This is a genomic window from Rhizobium sp. CFBP 13726 (assembly GCF_014841925.1).
Lineage (GTDB): Bacteria > Pseudomonadota > Alphaproteobacteria > Rhizobiales > Rhizobiaceae > Neorhizobium > Neorhizobium soli.
In genome coordinates this window covers 19,601-41,599 of sequence record NZ_JACYUU010000006.1, presented here as the reverse complement: position 1 = coordinate 41,599, position 21,999 = coordinate 19,601, and the positions used below count along the sequence as shown (strand labels likewise).

General features: G+C 58.4%; 21 protein-coding genes. 9 read left to right on the top strand and 12 right to left on the bottom strand.

Annotated features, from left to right (window positions below):
* The first annotated feature begins 48 nt into the window (after positions 1-48).
* Positions 49-618, top strand: coding sequence for an elongation factor P (gene efp / locus IFT66_RS21025; protein WP_062463637.1), 570 nt, complete (start codon positions 49-51; stop codon positions 616-618).
* 130 nt (positions 619-748) lie between these two features.
* Here efp and IFT66_RS21020 read toward each other — a convergent pair whose 3' ends face one another.
* From IFT66_RS21020 to IFT66_RS23975, 6 genes are all read right to left on the bottom strand, one after another.
* A complete protein-coding gene (locus tag IFT66_RS21020; protein ID WP_062463641.1) occupies positions 749-2,197 on the bottom strand; it encodes an efflux transporter outer membrane subunit in 1,449 nt (482 codons plus the stop codon).
* A gap of 112 nt (positions 2,198-2,309) precedes the next feature.
* Positions 2,310-5,420: an efflux RND transporter permease subunit gene (locus IFT66_RS21015; RefSeq protein ID WP_192078822.1), complete on the bottom strand. Its 3,111-nt coding sequence runs from the start codon at positions 5,418-5,420 to the stop codon at positions 2,310-2,312.
* 66 nt (positions 5,421-5,486) lie between these two features.
* Positions 5,487-6,680: an efflux RND transporter periplasmic adaptor subunit gene (locus tag IFT66_RS21010; RefSeq protein ID WP_062463646.1), complete on the bottom strand. Its 1,194-nt coding sequence runs from the start codon at positions 6,678-6,680 to the stop codon at positions 5,487-5,489.
* A 145-nt stretch (positions 6,681-6,825) separates the two neighbouring features.
* Entirely contained in the window at positions 6,826-7,428 is a 603-nt protein-coding gene (locus IFT66_RS21005; protein ID WP_062463649.1) for a TetR/AcrR family transcriptional regulator, read from the bottom strand.
* 48 nt (positions 7,429-7,476) lie between these two features.
* Positions 7,477-8,424, bottom strand: coding sequence for a phosphoribosylaminoimidazolesuccinocarboxamide synthase (locus IFT66_RS21000; protein WP_192078939.1), 948 nt, complete (start codon positions 8,422-8,424; stop codon positions 7,477-7,479).
* 178 nt (positions 8,425-8,602) lie between these two features.
* Positions 8,603-9,206, bottom strand: a 604-nt coding sequence (locus IFT66_RS23975; RefSeq protein WP_446737946.1) for a DUF3829 domain-containing protein, incomplete at its 3' end; no start/stop codon positions are given.
* A 329-nt stretch (positions 9,207-9,535) separates the two neighbouring features.
* Between IFT66_RS23975 and IFT66_RS20990 the strand changes: the two genes are divergently transcribed.
* On the top strand, positions 9,536-9,694 hold the full coding sequence (locus tag IFT66_RS20990) for a hypothetical protein (RefSeq protein WP_192078820.1): 159 nt from the start codon (positions 9,536-9,538) through the stop codon (positions 9,692-9,694).
* A gap of 399 nt (positions 9,695-10,093) precedes the next feature.
* Here IFT66_RS20990 and IFT66_RS20985 read toward each other — a convergent pair whose 3' ends face one another.
* On the bottom strand, positions 10,094-11,035 hold the full coding sequence (locus IFT66_RS20985; RefSeq protein WP_192078819.1) for an NmrA family NAD(P)-binding protein: 942 nt from the start codon (positions 11,033-11,035) through the stop codon (positions 10,094-10,096).
* 74 nt (positions 11,036-11,109) lie between these two features.
* On the opposite strand from IFT66_RS20985, the gene IFT66_RS20980 reads away from it, so the two are divergent.
* From IFT66_RS20980 to IFT66_RS20955, 6 genes are all read left to right on the top strand, one after another.
* The gene (locus IFT66_RS20980; RefSeq protein ID WP_192078818.1) at positions 11,110-11,910 is read left to right on the top strand and encodes an AraC family transcriptional regulator; all 801 of its coding nucleotides are present in this window, start codon (positions 11,110-11,112) and stop codon (positions 11,908-11,910) included.
* A 643-nt stretch (positions 11,911-12,553) separates the two neighbouring features.
* The gene (locus tag IFT66_RS23970) at positions 12,554-12,751 is read left to right on the top strand and encodes an SDR family NAD(P)-dependent oxidoreductase (protein WP_192078938.1); all 198 of its coding nucleotides are present in this window, start codon (positions 12,554-12,556) and stop codon (positions 12,749-12,751) included.
* A gap of 504 nt (positions 12,752-13,255) precedes the next feature.
* Positions 13,256-13,891, top strand: coding sequence for an aldehyde dehydrogenase iron-sulfur subunit PaoA (paoA, locus tag IFT66_RS20970; protein WP_192078817.1), 636 nt, complete (start codon positions 13,256-13,258; stop codon positions 13,889-13,891).
* Complete coding sequence (locus IFT66_RS20965) at positions 13,888-14,838, top strand: FAD binding domain-containing protein (RefSeq protein ID WP_192078816.1); 951 nt, start codon at positions 13,888-13,890, stop codon at positions 14,836-14,838. The genes paoA and IFT66_RS20965 overlap by 4 nt, the downstream gene beginning before the upstream one ends.
* A gap of 3 nt (positions 14,839-14,841) precedes the next feature.
* Entirely contained in the window at positions 14,842-17,046 is a 2,205-nt protein-coding gene (gene paoC / locus IFT66_RS20960; protein ID WP_192078815.1) for an aldehyde oxidoreductase molybdenum-binding subunit PaoC, read from the top strand.
* 135 nt (positions 17,047-17,181) lie between these two features.
* Positions 17,182-17,577 (top strand): (R)-mandelonitrile lyase, encoded by a 396-nt coding sequence (locus IFT66_RS20955; RefSeq protein WP_192078814.1) that lies wholly within the window; start codon positions 17,182-17,184, stop codon positions 17,575-17,577.
* A 100-nt stretch (positions 17,578-17,677) separates the two neighbouring features.
* Here the strand turns inward: IFT66_RS20955 and IFT66_RS20950 are convergent, their stop codons facing one another.
* A complete protein-coding gene (locus IFT66_RS20950; RefSeq protein WP_199864910.1) occupies positions 17,678-18,118 on the bottom strand; it encodes a (R)-mandelonitrile lyase in 441 nt (146 codons plus the stop codon).
* Between the two features lie 228 nt (positions 18,119-18,346).
* Between IFT66_RS20950 and IFT66_RS20945 the strand changes: the two genes are divergently transcribed.
* Positions 18,347-19,240, top strand: a complete 894-nt coding sequence (locus IFT66_RS20945; protein WP_192078812.1) for a LysR family transcriptional regulator — start codon at positions 18,347-18,349, stop codon at positions 19,238-19,240.
* Positions 19,241-19,268: 28 nt separating this feature from the next.
* On the opposite strand, the gene IFT66_RS20940 is transcribed toward IFT66_RS20945, so the two are convergent.
* From IFT66_RS20940 to IFT66_RS20925, 4 genes are all read right to left on the bottom strand, one after another.
* Positions 19,269-20,054 carry a carboxymuconolactone decarboxylase family protein gene (locus IFT66_RS20940; protein ID WP_192078811.1) on the bottom strand — a complete coding sequence of 262 codons (786 nt, stop codon included), beginning with the start codon at positions 20,052-20,054 and terminating at the stop codon, positions 19,269-19,271.
* 305 nt (positions 20,055-20,359) lie between these two features.
* The gene (locus IFT66_RS20935) at positions 20,360-20,713 is read right to left on the bottom strand and encodes a cyclophilin-like fold protein (RefSeq protein WP_192078810.1); all 354 of its coding nucleotides are present in this window, start codon (positions 20,711-20,713) and stop codon (positions 20,360-20,362) included.
* 62 nt (positions 20,714-20,775) lie between these two features.
* Complete coding sequence (locus IFT66_RS20930; RefSeq protein WP_249406538.1) at positions 20,776-21,432, bottom strand: hypothetical protein; 657 nt, start codon at positions 21,430-21,432, stop codon at positions 20,776-20,778.
* Between the two features lie 60 nt (positions 21,433-21,492).
* On the bottom strand, positions 21,493-21,966 hold the full coding sequence (locus IFT66_RS20925; protein ID WP_192078808.1) for a hypothetical protein: 474 nt from the start codon (positions 21,964-21,966) through the stop codon (positions 21,493-21,495).
* Between the last annotated feature and the right edge of the window lie 33 nt (positions 21,967-21,999).

Here is a 21,999-nt window from a genome sequence, read left to right as displayed (position 1 = left end):
CGACGCATTCCCGGCAGTTACAAGCCGGCACGCCAACAAGGAATTCAAATGGTCAAGGTCATCGCATCTTCCGTCCGCAAGGGTAACGTCATCGACGTCGACGGCAAGCTCTATGTGGTTCTCACCGCCGAGAACTTCCACCCCGGCAAGGGCACTCCGGTGACCCAGGTCAACATGCGTCGCATCGTTGACGGCGTGAAGGTGTCGGAACGCTGGCGCACCACGGAACAGGTCGAGCGCGCCTTCGTCGAAGACGTCAACTTCCAGTTCCTCTATGAAGACGGCGAAGGCTTCCACTTCATGAACCCGGAAAACTACGATCAGATCGTCGTGGACGTGGATACGATGGGCGACCAGAAGGCGTATCTGCAGGAAGGCATGACCTGCGTCCTGTCTATGCATGAAGGTATCGCGCTCGCGCTGCAGCTGCCGCGTCACGTCACGCTCGAGATCGTCGAGACAGAGCCGGTCACGAAGGGACAGACAGCATCGTCCTCCTACAAGCCGGCGATCCTGTCGAACGGCATCCGCACGGCCGTTCCGCCGCATGTTGATACCGGCACCCGCGTCGTCATTGCCACGGAAGACAATTCCTACGTCGAGCGCGCCAAGAACTGATCGAAGCATCAGGCTTCATTCGAGCATAAAAAAAACCTCCGAGCCGCAGGCTTCGGAGGTTTTTTGTTGTCTGGCGATCCCGCGAGAAGAAAAGGGCCGGCGAACCGGCTGGTCCATCCTGTTTCGCTGTTTAGTTTTTCAGAACCAGCTTGGCAGAGGCCACCTGCGCCGTCGGTGATCCGAAGGCATAACCGCCACCGAGTGCGACGTTGAGCGAGACATAGTCCTGCGCCATCTGCTGTACGGCCTGGGCCAGGCTTGCCTGGGCGGTGGAGACTTCGCGCTGTGCGTCGAGAACGTCGAGCAGCGAGGAGGCGCCATCACGATAGCTTGCGGTTGCGAGCTGCAGAGCTTCCTCGTAGGATTTCACGGTCGCACGGAGCGCTGCCACGGTGCGGCCATCGCGGGCAACGGCGGCAAGCGCGTTCTCGACTTCCTCAACGGCATCGAGAACCGTCTGCTTCCAGGACAGATAGGCTTCGCGGGCTGACGATTCGGACGACTTGACGTTGGCACGCAGGGCGCCGCCGTCGAAGATCGGAAGAGACAAGGCCGGACCGAAGGACCAGGACAGGATGCCACTTTCGCCGCTTCCGGCAACGCGGGTGTAGGATGGCGAAATGGAGCCACCGAGCGTAATCGCCGGATAGAGCTGTGCTTCGGCAACGCCGATCTGCGCAACGGCTGCGGCAAGCTGCCGTTCGGACGCACGAATGTCAGGTCGATTGCGGATCAGGTCGGCGGGAATGCCGGTCTTGGTGCTGTAGCGGGCGACCGGCTGGCGGGCACCGCGCTGCAGTTCAGGAAGCAGTGTGGACGCCGGCATGCCGAGAAGCGTCGCGATGCGATGCGCCGCGGTGCGATACTGGGTCTCGAGACCTGGCAGCTCTGACAGTGTCGAGTTCACAAGACCTTCGGCCTGAACAACATCCAGTCTGGAGGCAGCACCGGCTTCCAGCTGAAGCTTGGTGAGATCAAGCGTTTCACGGCGAGAACCGAGGTTCTTTTTGGTGATCGCGATACGCTCCTGATAGTAGCGAACATCGATATAGGCTGCGGCAACCTGCGAAAGCAGGCTCAGGCGCGCAACGTCGACGCTTGCATAGGCGGCGTCGAGACTGGCAAGAGCCGATTCCTTGCTGCGGCGGTAAAGGCCGAACAGATCCAGGAACCAGGACGCGCTGGCTCCACCGACGGCGGATGATTGCGGAGCGGTCGATGTTGGACCGAGCCGCCCGCCGATGTCCTTCGTGCCGCTACGCTCGCCCTGCGCATCGATATCGAGCGACGGAAGACCGCCGGCGCCGGCACTGACGACGGACGCCTGGGCCTGGTTGATGCGTTCCAGGGCCTGAAGAACGCTGAGGTTCTGCGACAGGCCCGTCTGCATGTAGCCGTTCAGGCGCGTGTCGGAAAACGCCGTCCACCAAGCCTTCATGGAAACGTCGCCATTGCTCGTCTGCGCACCCTCGGCAAACTTCGAAGGAAGGGACACTTCCGGCGCCTGATGGTTCGGTCCGACCACGCAGCCGGAAAGGAGGAGCATGACGAGAGGGGCGGCTACGCGAATGGATGTCATATCTTTGTCCCGAAACGCTTAAGAATGGGGCCCCGCGAACAGCGGAGCAAATCACTGCACAGCCTCCCGCTCAGACGAGCGGCGATTCGATGCTGGCAATCCGTTAACAGATTCACACTGTCTTCACTTGTTTTTCACGCTTTGATAACCGGCGCACAACAACAAAGAAGGACGGAACGAAGAAAATTCCGAGCAGTGTTGCAGAAAGCATACCACCCAGCACGCCGATGCCGATGGCGTTCTGAGCGGCAGAGCCGGCACCCGTTGCGATCGCAAGTGGTACCACGCCGAGAATGAATGCGAGCGACGTCATGATGATCGGACGAAGGCGCAATCTTGCGGCCTCGAGGGTCGCTTCGAGCACGCCCATACCTGTCTCCTGACGATCCTTGGCGAATTCGACGATCAGGATGGCGTTCTTCGCCGCCAATCCGATCGTCGTCAAAAGACCGACCTTGAAATAGACGTCGTTCGACTGGCCAAGCAGATAGGCTGCAGCCAATGCGCCAAGGACGCCGATCGGAACCGCGAGAATGACCGAGAACGGAATCGACCAGCTTTCATAAAGTGCCGCAAGGCAGAGGAATACGATCAGAACGGACAGGCCGTAAAGCATGGGAGCCTGGGAGCCAGACAACCGTTCCTGATAGGAGATGCCCTGCCAGGCCACGGAGTAGCCACCCGGCAATGCCGCAGTCAGCTTCTCCATCTCGTCCATGGACTGACCGGTGCTGACGCCGGCGCCGGTCGCGCCGTCAAGCGATATGGCACTGACGCCGTTGAACCGCGCAAGCTGCGGCGTGCCCGTGTTCCACTGGACGGTGCTGAAGGACGAAAACGGGACCATCTCGCCGCCGGTGTTGCGGGCAAACCAGTATTTGAGGTCCTCCGGCTGCATGCGGTAAGGCGCATCACCCTGCACATAGACGGGCTTCAGCTTGTTCTCGAGCGTGAAGTCATTGACGTCGCGACCGGCAAAGATGGTGGTCAGCATCGAATTGACCGAAGCGAGGTCGACACCCATCGCACCCAGCTTCTCCTGGTCGAGCAGGATCTGCAGCTGCGTTTCAGTTCTCTGCGAGTTGCTGCGCAGCGAGCCGATATTGCGGTTGCTGCCGGCAATCTGCATCAGCTGCTGCGATGCGCTCGTCAAAGCGGGATTGCCGTTGTTGCCGCTGTCGACAAGGTACATCGAAAAGCCGCTGGAATTGCCGAGGCCCTGGATTGCTGGTGGCAGAAGCGCAAACACCTGCGCGTCACGCAGTCCGAAGAAATGGCGCTGAGCCCGCTGCACAACGGCGGACGCTTCCTGCTGCGGCTCGGTGCGAACGTCGAAATCCTTGAGCTTGGCAAAGATCATCGCATTGTTCTGGCCGGTGCCGTTGAAGCTGAAGCCCATCGCACCGAACACCGAAGCGACGCTGTCCTTCTCGTCGTTGAGGAAGAAGGACTCGATCTGCTTGACCACTTCCTCGGTTCTGGCGGTCGTCGAACCGTTGGGAGTCTGGACAAGCACCATCAGAACGCCCTGGTCTTCCTGCGGAAGGAAGGAACTGGGGAGCCTTGAAAACAACAGACCGCAACCGCCGACAATCAGTGCGAAAAGAAGCATGACGCGCAGCGGCCGCTTCAGAAGATAACCGATCGATCCGACATAGCCGTTTGTCGTCTTGTCGAAGCCGCGGTTGAACCAGGCGCCGATACCCTTGTTCTTCTTCTCGTGATTGACCGGCTTCAGGATCGTCGCGCAGAGCGCCGGCGTCAGCACGATCGCAACCACGGCCGAAAGCAGCATCGCGGAAACGATCGTGATCGAGAACTGGCGATAAATGATGCCTGTCGACCCACCGAAGAAGGCCATCGGGATAAACACGGCCGTCAGAACCAGCGCGATGCCGATGATGGCACCGGTAATTTCGTGCATGGACTTTTCGGTCGCCTCGAGAGGAGACAAACCTTCCTCGTCCATGATGCGCTCGACGTTCTCGACGACGACGATCGCGTCATCCACGAGAAGGCCGATCGCCAGCACCATGGCGAACATGGTGAGAGTGTTGATCGAATAGCCCGTCAGCGCCAGGATGCCGAATGTCCCGAGCAACACCACCGGAACGGCGACCATGGGGATCAGCGTTGCCCGCAGGTTCTGAAGGAAGACCAGAAGCACCACGAACACCAGAACGATCGCTTCGATCAGCGTGTGAATGACCTTTTCGATCGACAGCTCGACGAACGGCGTCGTGTCGTAGGGGTAGGTGATGCTGACATTTTCGGGAAGCGTCGGCTCGACCCGGTTGAGGGCAGTTTTTACCCTTTCGGCGGTATCAAGCGCATTGGCGCCCGTCGCGAGGTTGACCGCAAAGCCCGCCGCCGGCTTGCCGTTAAAGCGGGAGCTGCCACCATAGCTTTCCTGGCCGATCTCGACCCGGCCAATATCCGATATCCTGACCGTGGCGCCGTCCTGGCCGACTTTGAGGATGATCCGCTCGAAGTCGTCGACGGTGGTCAGCTGGCTCTGGGCGGTCATGGTGACGGTCAGCTGCTGGCCTTCCGACACGGGCTGCGCCCCGAGCGAACCAACGGACACCTGGGTATTTTGCGCTTCGATCGCGGATGTGACGTCGGCCGACGTCAACTGGTATTTCTGCAGCTTGAAGGGATCGAGCCAGACGCGCATTGCATAGCCTGAGCCGAAGATATTGATGCTGCCGACGCCTTCCAGGCGCTTCACCTGATCTTCGATCTGGGTCGAGAACACGTCGCCGAGATCGACCGAACTGCGCTTGCCGTCCGACGACACAAGCGCGCCGACCATCAGGATACTGGAGGTGGAGCGCGAGACTTCGATGCCGGACTGCTGCACGACGTCAGGCAGCTGCGACTGTACCAGCTGCAACTTGTTCTGCACCTGAACCTGGGCGATATCAGGCATGATCGAGTTGCCGAATGTCAGCGTGACGGTCGCGCGTCCCGTTGACGACGACGAATTCATGTAGGTGAGATCATCGAGACCGGTCATGCCGTCCTCGATGATCGTCGTCACCGATTTCTCGACGGTTTCGGCGCTGGCGCCGTTATAGCTGGCAGAAATGCGCACCGTGGTCGGGGCGATATCCGGATACTGCGAGATCGACAGCGTGGTGATGGCGAGCGCACCACCGAGCATGATCACGATCGCAATAACCCAGGCGAAGACGGGCCGCCGGATGAAGTAATGGGCCATTCACTTGTTCCTTGCCGTATTCGGGGCGGCGTTCTTCGCGTTGTTGCGGGATGCGGACCTCAACCTCTACGGCTTCGGCGCATCAACCTTCGGCTTCTCGACAGTAAATCCCTGCTCGTTGACCGTGACTTCGACGGGCTGGACGGCGGCGGCGTCGGCAATCCACTGGAACCCGTCGACGATCAGGCGATCGCCATCCGCGATGCCGTCGGTGACCAGCCAGTTGTTGCCGGATGTGGTGCTGACCGTGAAGGTCCGCGTTTCCACCTTGTTATCCGCGCCAACAAATTTCGCCGTCAGTTCGCCACGGGCATTGCGGGTCGCGGCACGCTGCGGGATCAGATAGCCGTTTTCGTTGCCAAGCGTCACCGTCGCACGCACATACATGCCGGGCAGAACGATATTGTCCGGGTTGGGGAACACGGCACGGATCTGAAACGTGCCGGTGGTTTCGCTGACAGCCATTTCCGACATGTCGAGCTTGCCGGCAGGTTCGTAAGCCTTGCCGTCCTCCAACCGCAATCGGATCTCGGCGTTGCGAGGATCGCCGGTGACCCGTCCGGACGCAAAGGCTGCACGAAGCTCCAGGAGATTGGTGCTGGAATCGATGAGATCGATATAGATCGGATCGAGCTTGCGCAGTGTCGACAGCGCGTCGGTCTGGTTGGCGGTGACGATATTGCCGAGGCTGACATTGGAGATGGTCGTGACGCCATCGAAGGGCGCCCTGATCTTGGTCAGGTCGAGATCGATCTCGGCCGATTGCAGAGCGGCCTGCGCCTGCGCCACATCGGCCTGGGCCTGCAGCAGGGTGACCTTCGCATTTTCATATTCGATCTGCGTCGCGCCGCTGTTGACCAGCCGCTCGTAGCGGGTGAGGTTTGCCTGCGCGGCCGGGATGCTGACCTCGGCCTTGGAAAGGCTCGCTCTCGCCTGCGCGACGGTCGCCTCGTAAAGATTGTCCTCGATCTGATAGAGGATGTCGCCCGCCTTGACTTCGCTTCCTTCCTTGAAGCTGATCTCACGAATGGCGCCGGTCACACGCGGCCTGATCTGGGTCGTCTGGAATGCAACGGCGCGGCCCGGCAAAATCGAGGTAATCGGCCGCTCGGCCTTTTGCATGACGACGACACTGACGGCCTGCGGCGGCTTCTGAGGTGCGCCGCCGGCTGGAGCGTTTGCGGTCTGCTGATCGGAATCGCTGCAGGAGGCGAGCAAGACCGTGAAAAGGAGGGGGAGAAGCAGTTTGCGACGGGTCATCGTTGGATCCAGGGCCGGTCGTTGCGCATTCCGAAGAACCGGATTTCCTCGGGAGGGACAGGTTAACCCACAAGAAGCGGGAGGAAGCATGGCAAGGGGCGGAACCGCCACAGCCCAGCCTCGAAGTGACGTAATTCACTTATCGTCACTTTGCAAGCGGGCTTTGCAGTGCAGCATTCACGAGTTCGACAAGTCCGTCGCAGCGGGCATGCAGCTCCGCCTCGTCGGCATGTATAAGAAAGACATGGTGGAGGACCCCTGCAAAGCAAGGGGCAACGCTCCGCCCGATGGTACTTTCCGGTGCGGACTTGTAGACCCCGGTTTCGAAGCCGTGGCGAACGACGCTTTCAAAGAGATCCTCAATGAGCTTTCGATAATGCCGGCCGCTGGGCAGGTCGGTACTTGCCATCATGGCCAGCATTTCGAAAAACAGCGGATTATCCCTGATATCGGCAAGATGTGCGTCCATCAGGCGGCGCGCAACAAGTCCCAGCCGCGCTGGCGCCGGGACGGAATCGTCCTTCGCGTCGAAGCGACCGATCATCCGGGTGGTGTGCCGGTCGCAGATTGCATCCGCAAGCACCGTCTTGGATTGAAAGTGCTTGAAGACATTGGCGGGCGACATCTGCAATTCGGCTGCAAGGTCGGCGATCGAAAAGCCGGCAAAACCCTTCTTCCTGAGCAGCGCTTCGGCGGCCGTCAGGATATCCGCTTTTGTCTCTTCCGCCTTGCGCCTTGGTCTTCGCACGATGTCCTCAACTGTGTGCCGCCGATACCGCCCGGAGACTGCTGCTGATCAAGTACCGAAATACGGCTCGAGGTTCTTGCGAATGCGCGCCAGCACCGTCTCGCCGCACTCATCGGGCACGAAACGCGCGCCCGTGATCGTTTCATACGCGGTTCGGTAAACCTTGGCCGTTTCCTCGATCAGATCGGCCGGGATTTCCGGAATATCGTCCTTGTAGGGATCGCAGCGTTCGACCACCCAAGAGCGGATGAAATCCTTGTCGAAGCTTTTTGGACGGCCGCCGGTTGAAAAGGCGTCGTCATAGCTGTCGGCAATCCAGTAACGACTGCTGTCGGGCGTGTGGATTTCGTCGGCGAGAATGATTGTACCATCCGCGTCGGTGCCGAACTCGTATTTCGTATCGACAAGAATGAGGCCGCGTTTTGCCGCGAGTTCCTGGCCGCGAGCAAACAATGCCAGCGCATAGCGCGACAGTGTTTCCCACTGTTGGGCCGTCAGCAGTCCCTGCGCAATGATATCATCCGGCGTCAGCGGTTCGTCATGACCGCCGTCGAATGCCTTGCTGGTGGGGGTGATCACCGGATACGGCAGAACCTGGTTGTCCTTCAGCCCGTCGGGCAGCTCGAGACCATACATGCGGCGCTGACCCTTCTTATAGAGCGTCAGAAGCGATGTGCCGGTCGTGCCGGCAAGATAGCCGCGCACGACGATCTCGACGGGCAGGATATCCAGCCGCTTGCCGATGACGACATTCGGGTCCGGATAGGAGATGACGTGGTTGGGGCAGATATCGGCCGTTGCATCGAACCAGTAGCGGGCAGTCTGCGTCAGCACGTGCCCCTTATCCGGGATTGCCGTCAGGATCCGATCGAAAGCACTGATCCGGTCGGTCGAGATGATGATGCGCGAACCGTCAGGCAGATCGTAATTATCGCGCACCTTGCCGCGATAGTAGTTTGGCAGTTCCGCAATGAAGGCTTCGTCTAATACGCGCACGGTCATGGCTCTCTCTATATAGAGGCGGCTTGCAAGGCCTCGATGATATCAATCCGAGCTGTGGCTATGCCATGTTTTTCCGCGCCGGCACAAGGCGATTGCCGGGATGGAGATGCGTCGCAGGAGGTGAGGAAGCCGGAACCAGCGATCCGTGGTCCGCAAGGGGAGCGACAGACGNCGTAGTCGTCGAACTCCCGGACAGCCTGAGCGTAGTCGGCAAGCACTGATCTGAATGCAGGCATGGCGACCACGGGCTTTTCGTTTGTCGGCATCACGTCCATCACGGCCTCTGCCCGGAACATGACGTTTCGCACATGCCAGCGCGATTTCTTGCCCTCGGCCTTTTCGAGCGCGAGCAGCGATGCGCGGTCGAGCTTGACCTTTTCGGTCCTCAATGCGGCGTCCACTGTCTTCCGGCGTTCTTCATAGACGGGCGAAAGGGCAGCGATGTCCTTATGGAACGCCTTACCGTCTGCCATCTTGTCCGACTTATAGTCTTGGCGCTCGTAATACTTGTTCGCCCGCTCGATGACGGGAGCCAGTTGCTGGTAGGTCTCGACATAGGCTGTCATGGCAGCGTCAAGCTCCGGCAGCTTTGGCTCTTCCTGAGCGGAAGCCAAGGCTTTGCCCGCCAACTCTCTCACGTCGTATAGAGAGTACATGCCATAGATGATGCGCTCCTTGCCGGTCGGGCCCTTCTTCATGTCGACCCAACTGTCGTATCGCTGTAGCGACTCGGACGCGCGCAGGGTTTGGTTGAGAAACTCGACGTACGTGTTCATCTTGCCCATCGCCGCGTCAGATACGGTGGCATCGGGTGGCGACTGGGCCTGTACGGCGGATGTCCCCAACAGATATGGGGCCGAACCCTGAAGGATCAGGACCAGAACCGAGGCGGTAACCGCCTTTGCGAGCGTCTTCATCGGATGCGTTCCCCCATCGATCAGCCTGCTATCTGTCGCGCAAGATCCCTAGATCAAGGCCTCGTCTCACTCGGAAGAGCCCGAACGCCGCCTTCATGTTAATGACGCTCCGCCGTCATCTAGCCATTGAAAGCGCTGTTGATACTCCAGCGTGGCCGCATATCTAAGCACGACACGGAGAGACGGGCATGTGCAACCTCTACAATGTCACGACCAACCAGCAGGCGATCAGGGACTTCTTCAGCATCTCGCGGTTTCGTGAAGGAAACCTGCCACCGTCAATCAACGTCCACCCGGATCGCGAGGGGCGATCATCCGCGTGGACTCTGGTGGCGAGCGTGAACTGACGATGTCGGCATAGGTCGAGGTCGTGCCAATCTTTGCCAACAGACCAATTTACAAAAGGATTTTTGTCTCGCCATACGAGGCCATCCATTCCGACAAGCGTCGCCAACTCGCGCGGCGTCTCGTAAATTGTTTCGCCATCCACAACCGAGTTACACACATCAGTCTCCTAGAAAGGCATCACGATATCTCGGCGGCCGGTTCGTGTCACGGCCGCTGAATTTCTAGGGGGCAGATGAGATGCTAACCACCAATAGTTTTTCAACAGTATCGGCCGACTGCCGCCCTTGCATGCGTTGCGCCAATAGCAGTCATAGCTACCGCAAGACAAAATTTGCGGTAGCTCCCAGTAAGGGCTGAAAACTGCCGGCACAATTCAAGAGAGCCAGCATGACCTCCCGCTAGTCCCGCGCGGTCCACAGGGCAAACGTCTCTCGTTGGTCTCCCGCTCTGACCGCCTCCAGGTAGCGCGGCTTCCAAACATCACCTATGAAGACCTCCATGGTCGTGGGCAATTTCGGACGATCCGCGTGCTCCCCATGGAACCTGACGATGCCATTATTGAGAGCGTCAGCACTCAGTGTGTCGTCCTGCCATTTCTCCGGCGTCCCAAACCGCGCCAGAAATTCAGCTTCCACGTCTTTGCGGGTCGTCTCGATGTGTCGGTACTCCACCGGCCTGCCGATCTCCTTGCCAATCATCGCGACCAATTCGTTCATCGAGATATCTTCCGAGCCGACGTCGCGATAGACACGGTGTATGCCCGTCGGATTGGTCAGTTCCTTTGCCGCCAGCCATGCGATGTCATCGGTCGCCACCCAGGGCATCTTCAAATCAGGTTTGCAGAACCAGGCAATTCGACCGTATTGGGCAACCGGCCCCGTCCACGCCAAAACATTCTCCATGAACCAGGCGGCGCGCAGGTGGACCAGATTGACAGTGTCGAGTTGGTTGAGCTTTTCGTCCAACTGGTGGAAGCTTTCAAAATGGCCGGTTTTCCCTTTGACGTCCGAACCCATGGCCGTCAGGCTAACGGCCAGTTTGACGGAGGATTTTTCGAGCGCATCGAAAAAGCGCTGGGCAACAGCGGGGTAGTGTCCCTCGATGTTGTTCCAATCGGTCTTCACCATCAGGAACGCGGCATCTGCACCCTGGAAAAATTGGTCAAGGTCTCCCGCGCCTGTGTCGAAGCTTCCGATAAACGGCTCGGCTCCGAGCGCGACCAGTGCGTCCAAGGCTGGGCCACCTCTCGACAGCGCTCTGACCTGATGCCCGGCGCTCAACAGGGTCCGGGTCAGCTTGGCGCCAATTCGTCCCGTGGCGCCGACGACAGAAATTCGCATGACAGTCTCCATTCGGTTGTTAATCACCCAGGAATAGACTATCGCCGTGCGTACGAATTTGGAGATAATGCCAGATGATCTCAAAATCGGGCCAATCCGCAAAACGGCGTCCCTGCTCCGACGACATTGAACCCGACCGGTCGAATCGTCCGGCCTTCGCTGTCCGTCTCGACTTCAGTGACTATGAGGCTGAAGTGCCCCAGCACCAGCACAAGGAAGGGCAGCTCATTTTGGCGCTGCACGGGGCCGTCACATGCCGAACGGAGAATGGCATCTGGATTGTCCCACCAGACTGCGGCGTCTGGATACCCGGCGGAGTGCCGCACAGCAACCAGGTTACGTCCAACGCACGCCTGTCCTATCTGTTCGTTCAACCCGAAGCGGCCAAGCTGCCTCAGGCGTGCTGTACGCTGTCTGTGTCGCCGATGCTACGCGAGATGATCCTTCGACTAGCAGATGTACCGGTTAACTCTGCTGCTGACGATCATGTCGGCCGTATGGTGCGGGTCTTGCTGGATGAACTCACGCAAATGCCGATACAGGGGCTTGATCTACCCGCGTCCAGCCATCCCAAAATCGCCGCGATCACTGCGGCCCTGATAGCGGAGCCGAGTGACCGTCGCACGCTTGTGGATTGGGCGGCACATGTTGCCATGAGTGAGCGGTCCCTGAAGCGGCTGATGGTCCAGGAAACTGGACTGACCTTCGGCCGATGGCGGCGGCAACTGCACCTGGTCGTCGCGTTGCGTGAACTGGCCAGCGGCGCGACGGTCCAGAGGGTTTCGAGCGACTTGGGATATGAATCCGCGACCGCCTTTATCGTCATGTTCAAGAAGGCATTGGGCACAACGCCGACACGCTACTTCGCGAGCTGATTTTCCAAACGGACAACTTCGGTAACGATGGGTCGGCATTTTGCGGCACGTGCAATGACCGCTTTGGGCCGAACGCGGACCACATCACTGCTTACGTGGATGTCCGGTTTTCGCCGTTCGGCACCCATCATCGGACAGTCCGCTTGCGGCCCCAAAGCGGAAATAATTTCCGCTTCGTGCCTCCATTCCAGCCGTCGCACCTGCACTGGCAGTGCACTGGAAGCAGAAATCGCTCGCTGCGACGTCATCGACCCTGTGTCAGAGGCGGAATGTGACTCGTGAGCGTCGATTTGCCATGTTGCCGTAGCATAAAGTGGGCCTCGACTTTGTCGCCATTGATCACGTTCGGAGCCGCACGTCGAAATCGTGGAAGTCAAAGAATTCCGTGCCAACGAAAGCTCGTCAAGCATATATATGGGTGATTGGTCCAAATAGCGCATAACCGTATGCGGACTGGATGACCTAATCCTTTTGGCGGATCCGATGTAAAACGACCAACGACCTACTCGTTGTGAAGGAGATCACCGTGAAATTTTCAGGTTTCCAATCGTGCGCATTCTGCCTGCTTGCCCTTGTTTCCGGCTTAGGATGGGTAGTGCACATCCAGAATTGCGCCGCCTAAAAAGTAATTCGGTAATACGTACTGATCAACAATGCGGGCATCATCCCGGTTTCTGCCCTTGAAGCGCTTAATGTCGATGAATGGGACCGAAAGATTGACGTTAGCATCAAGGCCGTACTCTATCGTATCGCCGCTGCGCTGCATTATGAAGGCGTGCAGGAGTCGGGCCATATTATCACTACGGCCTCAGTAGCAGGTCACCTGTTGTTTCCGGCCTAGACTGTCGTCGCGGGTGCACCAAGTTTGCCGTCAGGGCGTTCTGCGAAGGTCTCCGCCAAGAGGTGGCAGGACTATAACATCCACACCACTATTTTAAGTCCCGGTGGGGTTAAGACCGAGTTGCTTGACCAGATATCTGACGAGGCGATGAAGTCGGCGAAAAGCGACTACGTCAACCAGGTCGGAATTTTCCTATGATAGCTACTCGCCTACAGCGGCTTTTGTCATCGGTCAGCCGAATGAGGTCGATGTGAACGCGATCATCTCTCGCACGACTGCCCATCAGCTTTGGTCAAACTTGCGGCGACTCCGTTCGCCGTGTTGCCTACTATCTTGCAAGGCATCCTCCGCCGCTCAAGGACCAATCGCCAATTGATTGATGTTCAGGTTCGATATGTCCAAGCGATGAATGCCACCTAATCATTTTGTATCCCCGCCACTATCCTTCACCGTGGTGCGGTCTACCCGCGCTCGACAACACCGAAGAACGAAGTGGAGCCGGATATGCAAAACCCAATCCAACTGGAAATATCCCGAAGGAATTTACTTGTCTCGTCAGCCGCGACAGTGGCGGTGAAGGGGGTCGCGGGTAAAGCGGCGGCACAGCCCGCGGGACGAGCCATGAACCTTACGACGAAACTATCCTTCACTGTCAACGGCGAGATACGTGAGCTCGACGTCGACAACCGCACTACGCTGCTTGATGCCCTGCGGGAGCATCTTCACCTGACAGGCACGAAAAAGGGCTGCGACCACGGCCAGTGCGGTGCCTGTACCGTCATGGTGGACGGCCGTCGCGTCAACTCCTGCCTGTCGCTTGCGGTCATGCATGATGGCGACCAGGTGACCACGATCGAGGGTCTCGGCGAACCCGGCAATCTGCACCCGATGCAGGCCGCCTTCGTCAAGCACGACGGCTTCCAGTGCGGCTACTGCACGCCCGGGCAGATCTGTTCCTCTATCGCCGTGATCGAAGAGATCAAGGCGAACATCCCCAGCCACGTGACGGGCGACCTGACCGCCCAGGCACAGATGACGGCCCACGAAGTGCGCGAACGTATGAGCGGCAACATCTGTCGCTGCGGTGCCTACTCCAATATTCTCGACGCCATATCCGAAGTTGCGGGGATCAAAGCATGAGAGCCTTTACCTATGAGCGTGCTTCCTCCGTGGAGGCGGCAGTGCAGACGGCTGCCGGCAACCGGGAAGCCAAGTTTATTGCCGGCGGGACCAATCTCCTCGACCTGATGAAGCTCGAGATCGAGACGCCCACCCACCTGATCGATGTGAACGGTCTTGGGCTGGATGCGATCGAGACCACGGCCGACGGCGGCCTGCGGATCGGGGCCATGGTGCGCAACACCGATCTCGCCTCGCATGAGATCGTGCGACGCGACTACGGCCTTTTGTCGCGTGCGCTTTTAGCTGGTGCTTCCGGGCAACTGCGGAACAAGGCGACAACAGCCGGAAATCTGCTGCAGCGGACGCGCTGTCCCTACTTCTATGACACCAACCATCCCTGCAACAAGCGTCAGCCTGGGAGCGGATGTTCCGCCATAGGCGGCTTCAGTCGCCTACACGCCGTTGTCGGCGCGAGCGACGCCTGCATCGCAACTCATCCAAGCGACATGGCGATTGCCATGCGGGCACTGGATGCCGTGGTCGAAACCGTCAAAGCCGATGGCAGCCGCAACGCTGTCCCAATCGCGACATTCCATCGCCTGCCAGGCCAAACGCCGCAGATCGAAACGGTCCTTGATCAGGGCGAATTTATCACGGCTGTCGTGCTGCCGCAGCCGCTCGGTGGAAAGCATATCTACCGCAAGGTTCGCGATCGAGCGTCCTATGCTTTCGCGCTAATTTCCGTCGCCGCCGTCATCCAGCCGGATGGCAAGGGTCGCGTCGCAGTGGGTGGCGTTGCCCACAAACCCTGGCGCGTCGAAGCGGCAGAGGCCGAATTGCCCAAGGGCGCACGCGCCACGGCAACCATTCTTCTCGCGGACGCCCGTCCGACCGAGCAGAACCGATTCAAGGTCGATCTGGTCGAGCGTACGCTCGGTGCCGTGATCGCCGAAGCGAGGGGCTGAGCCATGAAGTTCGACACACCAGCAACCACCAATCCAATCGATCAGCTCAAGGTCGTGGGCCAGCCGATCCAGCGCATCGATGGTCAGCTGAAGGCCACCGGGCGAGCAATGTATGCCTATGAATGGCACGATCCGACGACACCCTGTGCCTATGGCTATCCGGTCGGTGCTGCCATCGCGAAAGGGCAAATCAACAAAATAGACGTCGCAGTCGCCAAGAAGTCGCCGGGCGTTATCGCCGTTGTCACGACATTGGACGTCGGTGAACGCGCAAAGGGCAAGTTCAATACTGCCAACCTCTTCGGCGGCAGCAAGATCCAGCACTATCATCAAGCGATCGCGGTGGTGGTAGCCGAAACCTTTGAGCAGGCGCGTGCTGCCGCTGCTCTTGTAAAGGTCGATTATACGGCCGAGGAGGGCGTGTTCAATCTTTCGGCGGCCGTCAAGGATGCGGTCAAGCCGAAGGATGCCGGCGGCGCGCCAACTGATAGCGCTGTTGGCGATTTCGATGCCGCCTTCAGGGAGGCTGCCGTAACCCTGGAAGAAACCTACAAAACACCAGACCAATCCCATTCGATGATGGAGCCACATGCTTCGATCGCTGCGTGGGACGGTGACGAACTGACGCTGTGGACATCTAGCCAGATGATCGACTGGTGGCGGTCCGACCTTGCAACGACGCTTGGCGTCGACAAGGAGAAGATCCATTTGATGTCGCCCTTCATCGGCGGCGGGTTTGGCGGCAAGCTCTTCCTGCGCGTTGATGCCGTTCTGGCCGCTTTCGGTGCGAAGGCTGCCAAGCGCCCTGTGAAAGTCGCGTTGCCACGACCTTTTATGGCCAACAACACCACACACCGTCCGGCGACTTCGCAACGCATCCGGATCGGCGCCGAAAAGAACGGCAAGATCACCGCAATCGGTCACGAAAGCTGGTCGGGTGACCAGCCCGGTGGTCAGTTGGAAGCGGCTACGCTGCAGACGCGTTTGCTCTATGCGGGTGAAAACCGGATGACGGCGATGCGGCTGGCAGCGCTCGATCTTCCGGAAGGTAACGCCATGCGGGCCCCGGGGGAGGCGCCGGGTTTGATGGCACTCGAAATTGCAATGGACGAGATGGCGGAGAAGCTTGGGCTCGACCCGGTCGACTTCCGGATCATCAACGACACGCAGGTCGATCCGGAAAAGCCTGAACGCCCCTTCTCGCACCGTGACCTCAACGGTTGCCTCAAGCTGGGTGCCGAGACATTCGGCTGGAACGGCCGCGGCAAACCCGGCACACGGCGCGAAGGCAACTGGCTGATCGGCACAGGGGTCGCCGCCGCTTTTCGAAACAACATGGTCCTGCCGTCGGGCGCAAGGGTGCGCCTGGACAACGAGGGGATTATCACTGTCGAAACCGACATGACCGATATCGGAACGGGCAGCTACACGATCATCGCCCAGACGGCTGCCGAAATGATGGGTGTCACGATCGACAAGGTCGCGGTCCAACTGGGCGACTCGCGGTTTCCCGTATCGGCCGGTTCCGGCGGGCAGTTCGGTGCCAATTCGTCAACGTCAGGTGTATACGCCGCCTGCGTCAAGCTACGGGAGGCGATTGTTCAGAAGCTCGGTTTCAATTCCGCCGATGCAGTCTTCGAGGACGGCCAGGTGCGCTCCGGCAACAGCTCGGTTCCTCTTGCCGGGTCCGCCGGACCTGAAGGCTTGGTGGGAGAGGACACGATGCAGTGGGGGAACCTCACCGAGACGCACCAGCAGTCTACCTTCGGGGCGCATTTCGTGGAAGTCGGCGTGGACGTGGCGACCGGGGAGACCCGCATCCGACGCATGCTTGCAGTTTGCGCAGCCGGCCGCATCCTCAACCCGATCACCGCACGCAGCCAGGTCATCGGCGCGATGACCATGGGTGTCGGCGGTGCGCTTACCGAGGAACTGGCGGTCGACACCCGCCGGGGCTTCTTCGTCAACCACGATCTGGCCGGCTACGAAGTTCCGGTGCATGCGGATATTCCGCACCAGGAAGTAATCTTCATGGACGAAACCGACCCGATGTCATCGCCCATGAAGGCAAAGGGCATCGGCGAACTTGGCCTCTGCGGCGTTTCCGCCGCCATCGCCAACGCCATCTACAATGCGACAGGTTTGCGTGTTCGGCACTATCCGGTCACGCTCGACAAGCTGATTGGTGGGCTCCCCGAGGTTGCTTGACGTGGTCAGACGGCGGCTCAACATGAGCCGCCGTCTGAGAACATTCGGAAAACCGAGGTTTTTCAATATCGCATCGATCACTCCGCCCTGCGGGTAGGATGACGTCGCGTGCCAAAAATAATTAAGGAGCACCAGATGAAAATCCAGAGAATTGGATCGCAGCCGTCTGCGAAAGGACCAGCGGACTGGTTCACCGGTACGGTCAGGATCGATCCGCTTTATGCGGCAAACGATGCACGTCGTGGCGCTGCCGGCGCCGTCACTTTCGAGCCAGGCGCGCGAACTGCCTGGCACACGCATCCGTTAGGCCAGACGCTTATTGTCACCGCAGGCTTTGGTCGTGTACAGCGCGAAGGTGGTGAAATCGAAGACATTCGGCCGGGAGACGTCGTCTGGTTCGAACCCGGTGAAAAACATTGGCACGGCGCGTCGCCCACGACGGCCATGACCCATATTGCCATCCAGGAACACCTGGATGGCAAGGTTGTCGATTGGCTCGAGCACGTTTCCGACGAAGACTACGACAAGTAATTTCGCGACACCGAGCTCACTCAAACGTCAACGTGAGCGTCGAAGACGTAGGGATCGACGATGGATGCCGGGCGCTCCGTTGGGTGCCCGGCATTCTCTTTTAGTCGAGGTATTGGTTGTCCGTGACTTTTTCCATCCAGTCGACCGGCTTACCATCCTTGACGTTCGATACTGCGATATGACTGACGCTGGTTTTGTCTGTAGCTCCGTGCCAATGCTTTACGCCAGGCGGCGTCCACACCACGTCGCCGGGCCTGATGGAGCGCTTTTCGCCACCTTCCTCCTGAACCCATCCGGATCCTGACGTAACGATCAGAACCTGTCCGGCAGGATGTGTATGCCACGCCGAACGAGCGCCCGGTTCGAAAGTCACTAAGGCCCCGGTATTACCTGTGTGCTCGTTGTTCGAGTAGAGCCTGTCAACCATGACAGAGCCAGTGAAGGTGGCTTCCGGCCCCTTGGAGGTCGGCCTCGATCCTGCCTGAAAGACCTCCGTGGATTCTGCGGAAGCCTGTGTTGTTGCGAAAAGTGTAAAGAGCATGGCAGTTGTGGCGAACAGTTTCATCTTATCGTCCTTCTGTCGTGTCGTTTAAAGTTGGCCTGAACGCTTCACCTTGTTACGAGGAACGTCATGGCTACGACATAAGTGGGATGCCGTTGCTTTGGCATTAGAGGTCAAAACCCGCAAAGATATATGGGCCTCACTCGTAAGTGTATGGCGCAGGTAGCAAGTCTCGCTACACTAACCCAGACAGTAATGAGGTGACGCATGCTGAGGGAAAACGTGACCGACCTGATGGCGTTCATGGTGGTTGCTCGCGAGCGCAGCTTCACGAAGGCTGCAGCACAGCTTGGCATTTCCCAGTCCGGATTGAGTCACTCGATCCGAGGACTTGAGGAAAGGCTGGGCTTGCGTCTTCTAACAAGAACCACCCGTAGCGTGGCTCCGACACCAGTAGGTGAGCGAATTCTGGAGACTATAACGCCGAGATTGCTCAAGGTAGAACAAGCGCTTATCTCACTGACCGATACGCGGGAGAAGCCGGCGGGCACGATCCGCATTACTGCCGTCGATTTTGCCATAGATCATGTCCTGTGGCCGAAGCTAAGACGGGTTCTCCAGCAATATCCCGAGATTAAAATAGAACTCATCGTGGACTATGGCCTGACAGATATCGTTGCTGATCGTTTTGACGCCGGTGTGCGGCTGGGCGAAAATGTTTCACCGGGAATGATTGCGGCGCGTATCAGCGGCGATCAAAGAATGGTCGCTGTTGGGTCGCCCAGATACTTTGAAAAGCGAAGAGAACCCGTCTCACCACTTGATCTTACCGGGCATGATTGCATCAATCTACGACTTCCCACCAAGGGCGGGCTTTATGCCTGGGAATTTGAAAAGGACGGCAGGAACCTCAACGTCCGTGTCGATGGCCAGATGACGTCCAACGGCATCTACCAGATCCAGCAGATGGCTCTCGACGGCTACGGGATTGCATTTGTGCCAGAGGGCCTTGTCCTCGCTGACCTGAAAGACGGCCGACTCAAACAGGTGCTGGGGGACTATTGTCCCTGCTATCCGGGATATCACCTTTACTATCCGTCGAGAAGGCAGCCCTCGGCAGCCTTCTCAATCGTCCTTGAAGCTCTTCGGGAACGTACCTAGTAGATCTACAAGCCACTGGGCGCAACGCTCACGAGGAGCGTTTGTTGATCACGTCTTTCACTATCGGCACGGCGGAGAACACGTTTGGCCAACCCGCATAGAAGGCGAGCTGCGTCAGCATTTCGGATGCTTCCGTTGCTTTCAGACCGTTATCCATCGCCCGGTTGAGGTGATAGGTGGCCTGAGCGATCTGCCCGTTCGTGATTAAGGATGTGACCGTGATCAGGCTTCTGTCACGCGGGTTCAATCCGGGCCGCAACCATACGTCCTGGAACAACAAACCGTTGGTATATTCCGCGACACCGGGGGATGTCGGAGCTACTGTTTGTTCGACGGTAGCCTGTCGTGGCGCATCTTTCTTACCATCTATAGGTAGCAAGGCCGGTGATGCTTCAGGAAGCTGATCCTGCCCGATACCCCTTGCAGCGAAAACGTCCTTTGCTACCGCGACGGCGCTCGTTGCGTTTGCCCAGCCGGAGTAGAAGGCCAAATGAGTGATGATCTCCGATAACTCCGCCGGCGTTACCCCATTGTCGAGTGCCAGATTCAGATGAAAGGGCAGTTCAACAGGTTGGTTTCGGGCGATCAAAGCCGCAACAGTGATCACACTACGATCTCGCGGAGAAAGACCCGGACGTTTCCACAACCCACCGATGACTGAGACCTCGGTGTATTTTGCAAATGCCGGCGATACCGTCCTCATATCCTCGATTGTGACAGGCGAGGTTGCGAGCGGGTATGTCTTCTCATCAGCAAGAACCGGCTCTGCTGCAAGCGAGAGGGAGAAAGCCGTGGCGGCAAGATGCTGCTTCATTATTCGCTGTCCTTTCGAATGGGTGCACGCACTGAAACAGTGGCTGCCTACTGGATATGACCACACTCCTGCTCAAAATTAGGGGTCGATCATTGATAGAACTTATGAACTCGTCTCATGAATGGAGCCTTATGACAGATGCTCGATCCCGGTCTCGGAACAACCTTTACAGCCTTGGCAACGCAATGAAGCGCTTCCTGCGGGTGGACGATGATAGAGCTGACATCTGTAGCATGGTTCATCGACGCGATACTGATCACCAGGCCGCTGGTCGGTGTGTGTTCGGCGGGTTCTTTCTGAATTTGTCACTTTATAATGTCTATTGTGACACTGACCTGGCCAGGACGATCAAAGATCGAAACGTCTCCTTGCACCTGACCCAGAACAACGATGCCTGGCGCCGGCACGCGTCCATCACGGTAATAGATGACGAAGTCGCTCGAACTCCATAGGCCAAGCATTCCCGTGGTAAATTCGCGCTGCCGTGAAGCCGTTGGCAAGGCAGCCGGCAGGTCGCCCGTCTTTTCCTGGCGCAGATGATCGTCCATCTCGATTGTCAAAGGCAGCATTTCGGCCAGGGCACGAGCAGCCGCGTTGTCCGCCAGCTCGGCCGTGACCGTGCCCCAGTCGGACGAAATCGAGATAAGATCTTGGGCCATGGCGGATCCTCCAACTGGCATTGTAAGCGAGGCGATGACGAACGCGGTTCCTGCGAAATATCTCATGTTTCACCATTGTTTGAATGAGAAATGGGCTTTCCAGCGGACCTCAGAGCAGCCATCGAGTAATATGAAAGCACGGCGACACCAGCAATGACCGCTGTCCAATGCGCAAAAAATGGCGTCACCGACGCGGTAAAATCCCAGAAATCCAGGCTGTAGCCAAACATCAGCTTTGTCGAAACGCCGAGGACAGCGAAACTCCAAGCTCCAGATGCCAGCAAGAGTGCGGAACAAAACCTGAGCGAGTTGGTCCTGATCCGCGAGGGAGAGAGCCTGAGTACTGTAGCGGTTGTCGCCATCACACGCGTCCAATGGCTTCCGAGATGGGCGGCGATGATCAACACCAGCCAGTACGCCGAGAACCAGTGAAGTTCGATGATGCTGACATTGTCTGTGAACTGGATGAAGCTCAGCACCGAGCGGGAGATCAGCACGCTGGTCACGAACAGCACCGCGATATTAAGCGCAAGCCATATATGGATGATCGCGACCGCCCAGCGGCGCGCGTCGTAGCGGCCGATGCGAATCGTTACGAACCAGCGCTTGTTGGTGTAAATATGCCATGCCAGGAGACCGAACATCGCCGTCCCAAAAATCTCGTGTAGGCCGTTGTCGAGCCACCAGTAGGCAAGCGACAGCATCAAGAGCGCGGCCATAACTGCGGGAAGAAGAAGGCGATTGGTCGCTAGTCGGAGCATCGCGACACCCCGCTTACATTAGAGGAGATCATCATCTGAGATGGCTCCATCGAACGTGAACATGAACTGTTCGGACTGACGTGATCGATGGCAGGAATAGCAACGAGCGACGTTTTCGTCTGCCTTGACGCTCCCATCGGGCCAGAACCACTGGTATTCCCACTCATTGTCACCATCGCCGATCTTTTGCCCGACGAGATAACGCGTCAGGACATCGCTCTGATAATCGACAAGAACCATGTGCGTGCCCGTTGGAACAGGCTGCCCGGCCTTTAGAGCGATGAGGGCCTCAGAGCTTGTCAGCATGTGTTCCCGTGTAATCCCCCGTCTAACCGTCGTGTAATGCTTGAGCTGGTCGAGAGGCGGAAATGTCACGGAATTGGCGGCCGCAAGTGCTGGTGTCGGAGAAAGCTCGATTTCGACCAGGAAATAGCCCGTCAGAACGACCACGAAGGGTAGGGCCATCAAGCCAGCCCAGCGAAAGATCTCCATATTTGTCATTCCTTATGCTGGTTCGTATGCGGC

Coding starts and splice junctions, on each gene's coding strand:
- IFT66_RS20990 (WP_192078820.1), top strand. CDS start 9,536: ATGTGCAACCTCTACAATGTCACGACCAACCAGCAGGCGATCAGGGAC.
- IFT66_RS20935 (WP_192078810.1), bottom strand. CDS start 20,713: ATGGCCCAAGATCTTATCTCGATTTCGTCCGACTGGGGCACGGTCACG.
- IFT66_RS20965 (WP_192078816.1), top strand. CDS start 13,888: ATGAGAGCCTTTACCTATGAGCGTGCTTCCTCCGTGGAGGCGGCAGTG.
- IFT66_RS20980 (WP_192078818.1), top strand. CDS start 11,110: ATGATCTCAAAATCGGGCCAATCCGCAAAACGGCGTCCCTGCTCCGAC.
- IFT66_RS20945 (WP_192078812.1), top strand. CDS start 18,347: ATGCTGAGGGAAAACGTGACCGACCTGATGGCGTTCATGGTGGTTGCT.
- IFT66_RS20930 (WP_249406538.1), bottom strand. CDS start 21,432: ATGGCCGCGCTCTTGATGCTGTCGCTTGCCTACTGGTGGCTCGACAAC.
- paoC (WP_192078815.1), top strand. CDS start 14,842: ATGAAGTTCGACACACCAGCAACCACCAATCCAATCGATCAGCTCAAG.
- IFT66_RS20985 (WP_192078819.1), bottom strand. CDS start 11,035: ATGCGAATTTCTGTCGTCGGCGCCACGGGACGAATTGGCGCCAAGCTG.
- paoA (WP_192078817.1), top strand. CDS start 13,256: ATGCAAAACCCAATCCAACTGGAAATATCCCGAAGGAATTTACTTGTC.
- efp (WP_062463637.1), top strand. CDS start 49: ATGGTCAAGGTCATCGCATCTTCCGTCCGCAAGGGTAACGTCATCGAC.
- IFT66_RS20940 (WP_192078811.1), bottom strand. CDS start 20,054: ATGAAGCAGCATCTTGCCGCCACGGCTTTCTCCCTCTCGCTTGCAGCA.
- IFT66_RS20925 (WP_192078808.1), bottom strand. CDS start 21,966: ATGGAGATCTTTCGCTGGGCTGGCTTGATGGCCCTACCCTTCGTGGTC.
- IFT66_RS21020 (WP_062463641.1), bottom strand. CDS start 2,197: ATGACATCCATTCGCGTAGCCGCCCCTCTCGTCATGCTCCTCCTTTCC.
- IFT66_RS20950 (WP_199864910.1), bottom strand. CDS start 18,118: ATGCTCTTTACACTTTTCGCAACAACACAGGCTTCCGCAGAATCCACG.
- IFT66_RS21015 (WP_192078822.1), bottom strand. CDS start 5,420: ATGGCCCATTACTTCATCCGGCGGCCCGTCTTCGCCTGGGTTATTGCG.
- IFT66_RS20955 (WP_192078814.1), top strand. CDS start 17,182: ATGAAAATCCAGAGAATTGGATCGCAGCCGTCTGCGAAAGGACCAGCG.
- IFT66_RS21010 (WP_062463646.1), bottom strand. CDS start 6,680: ATGACCCGTCGCAAACTGCTTCTCCCCCTCCTTTTCACGGTCTTGCTC.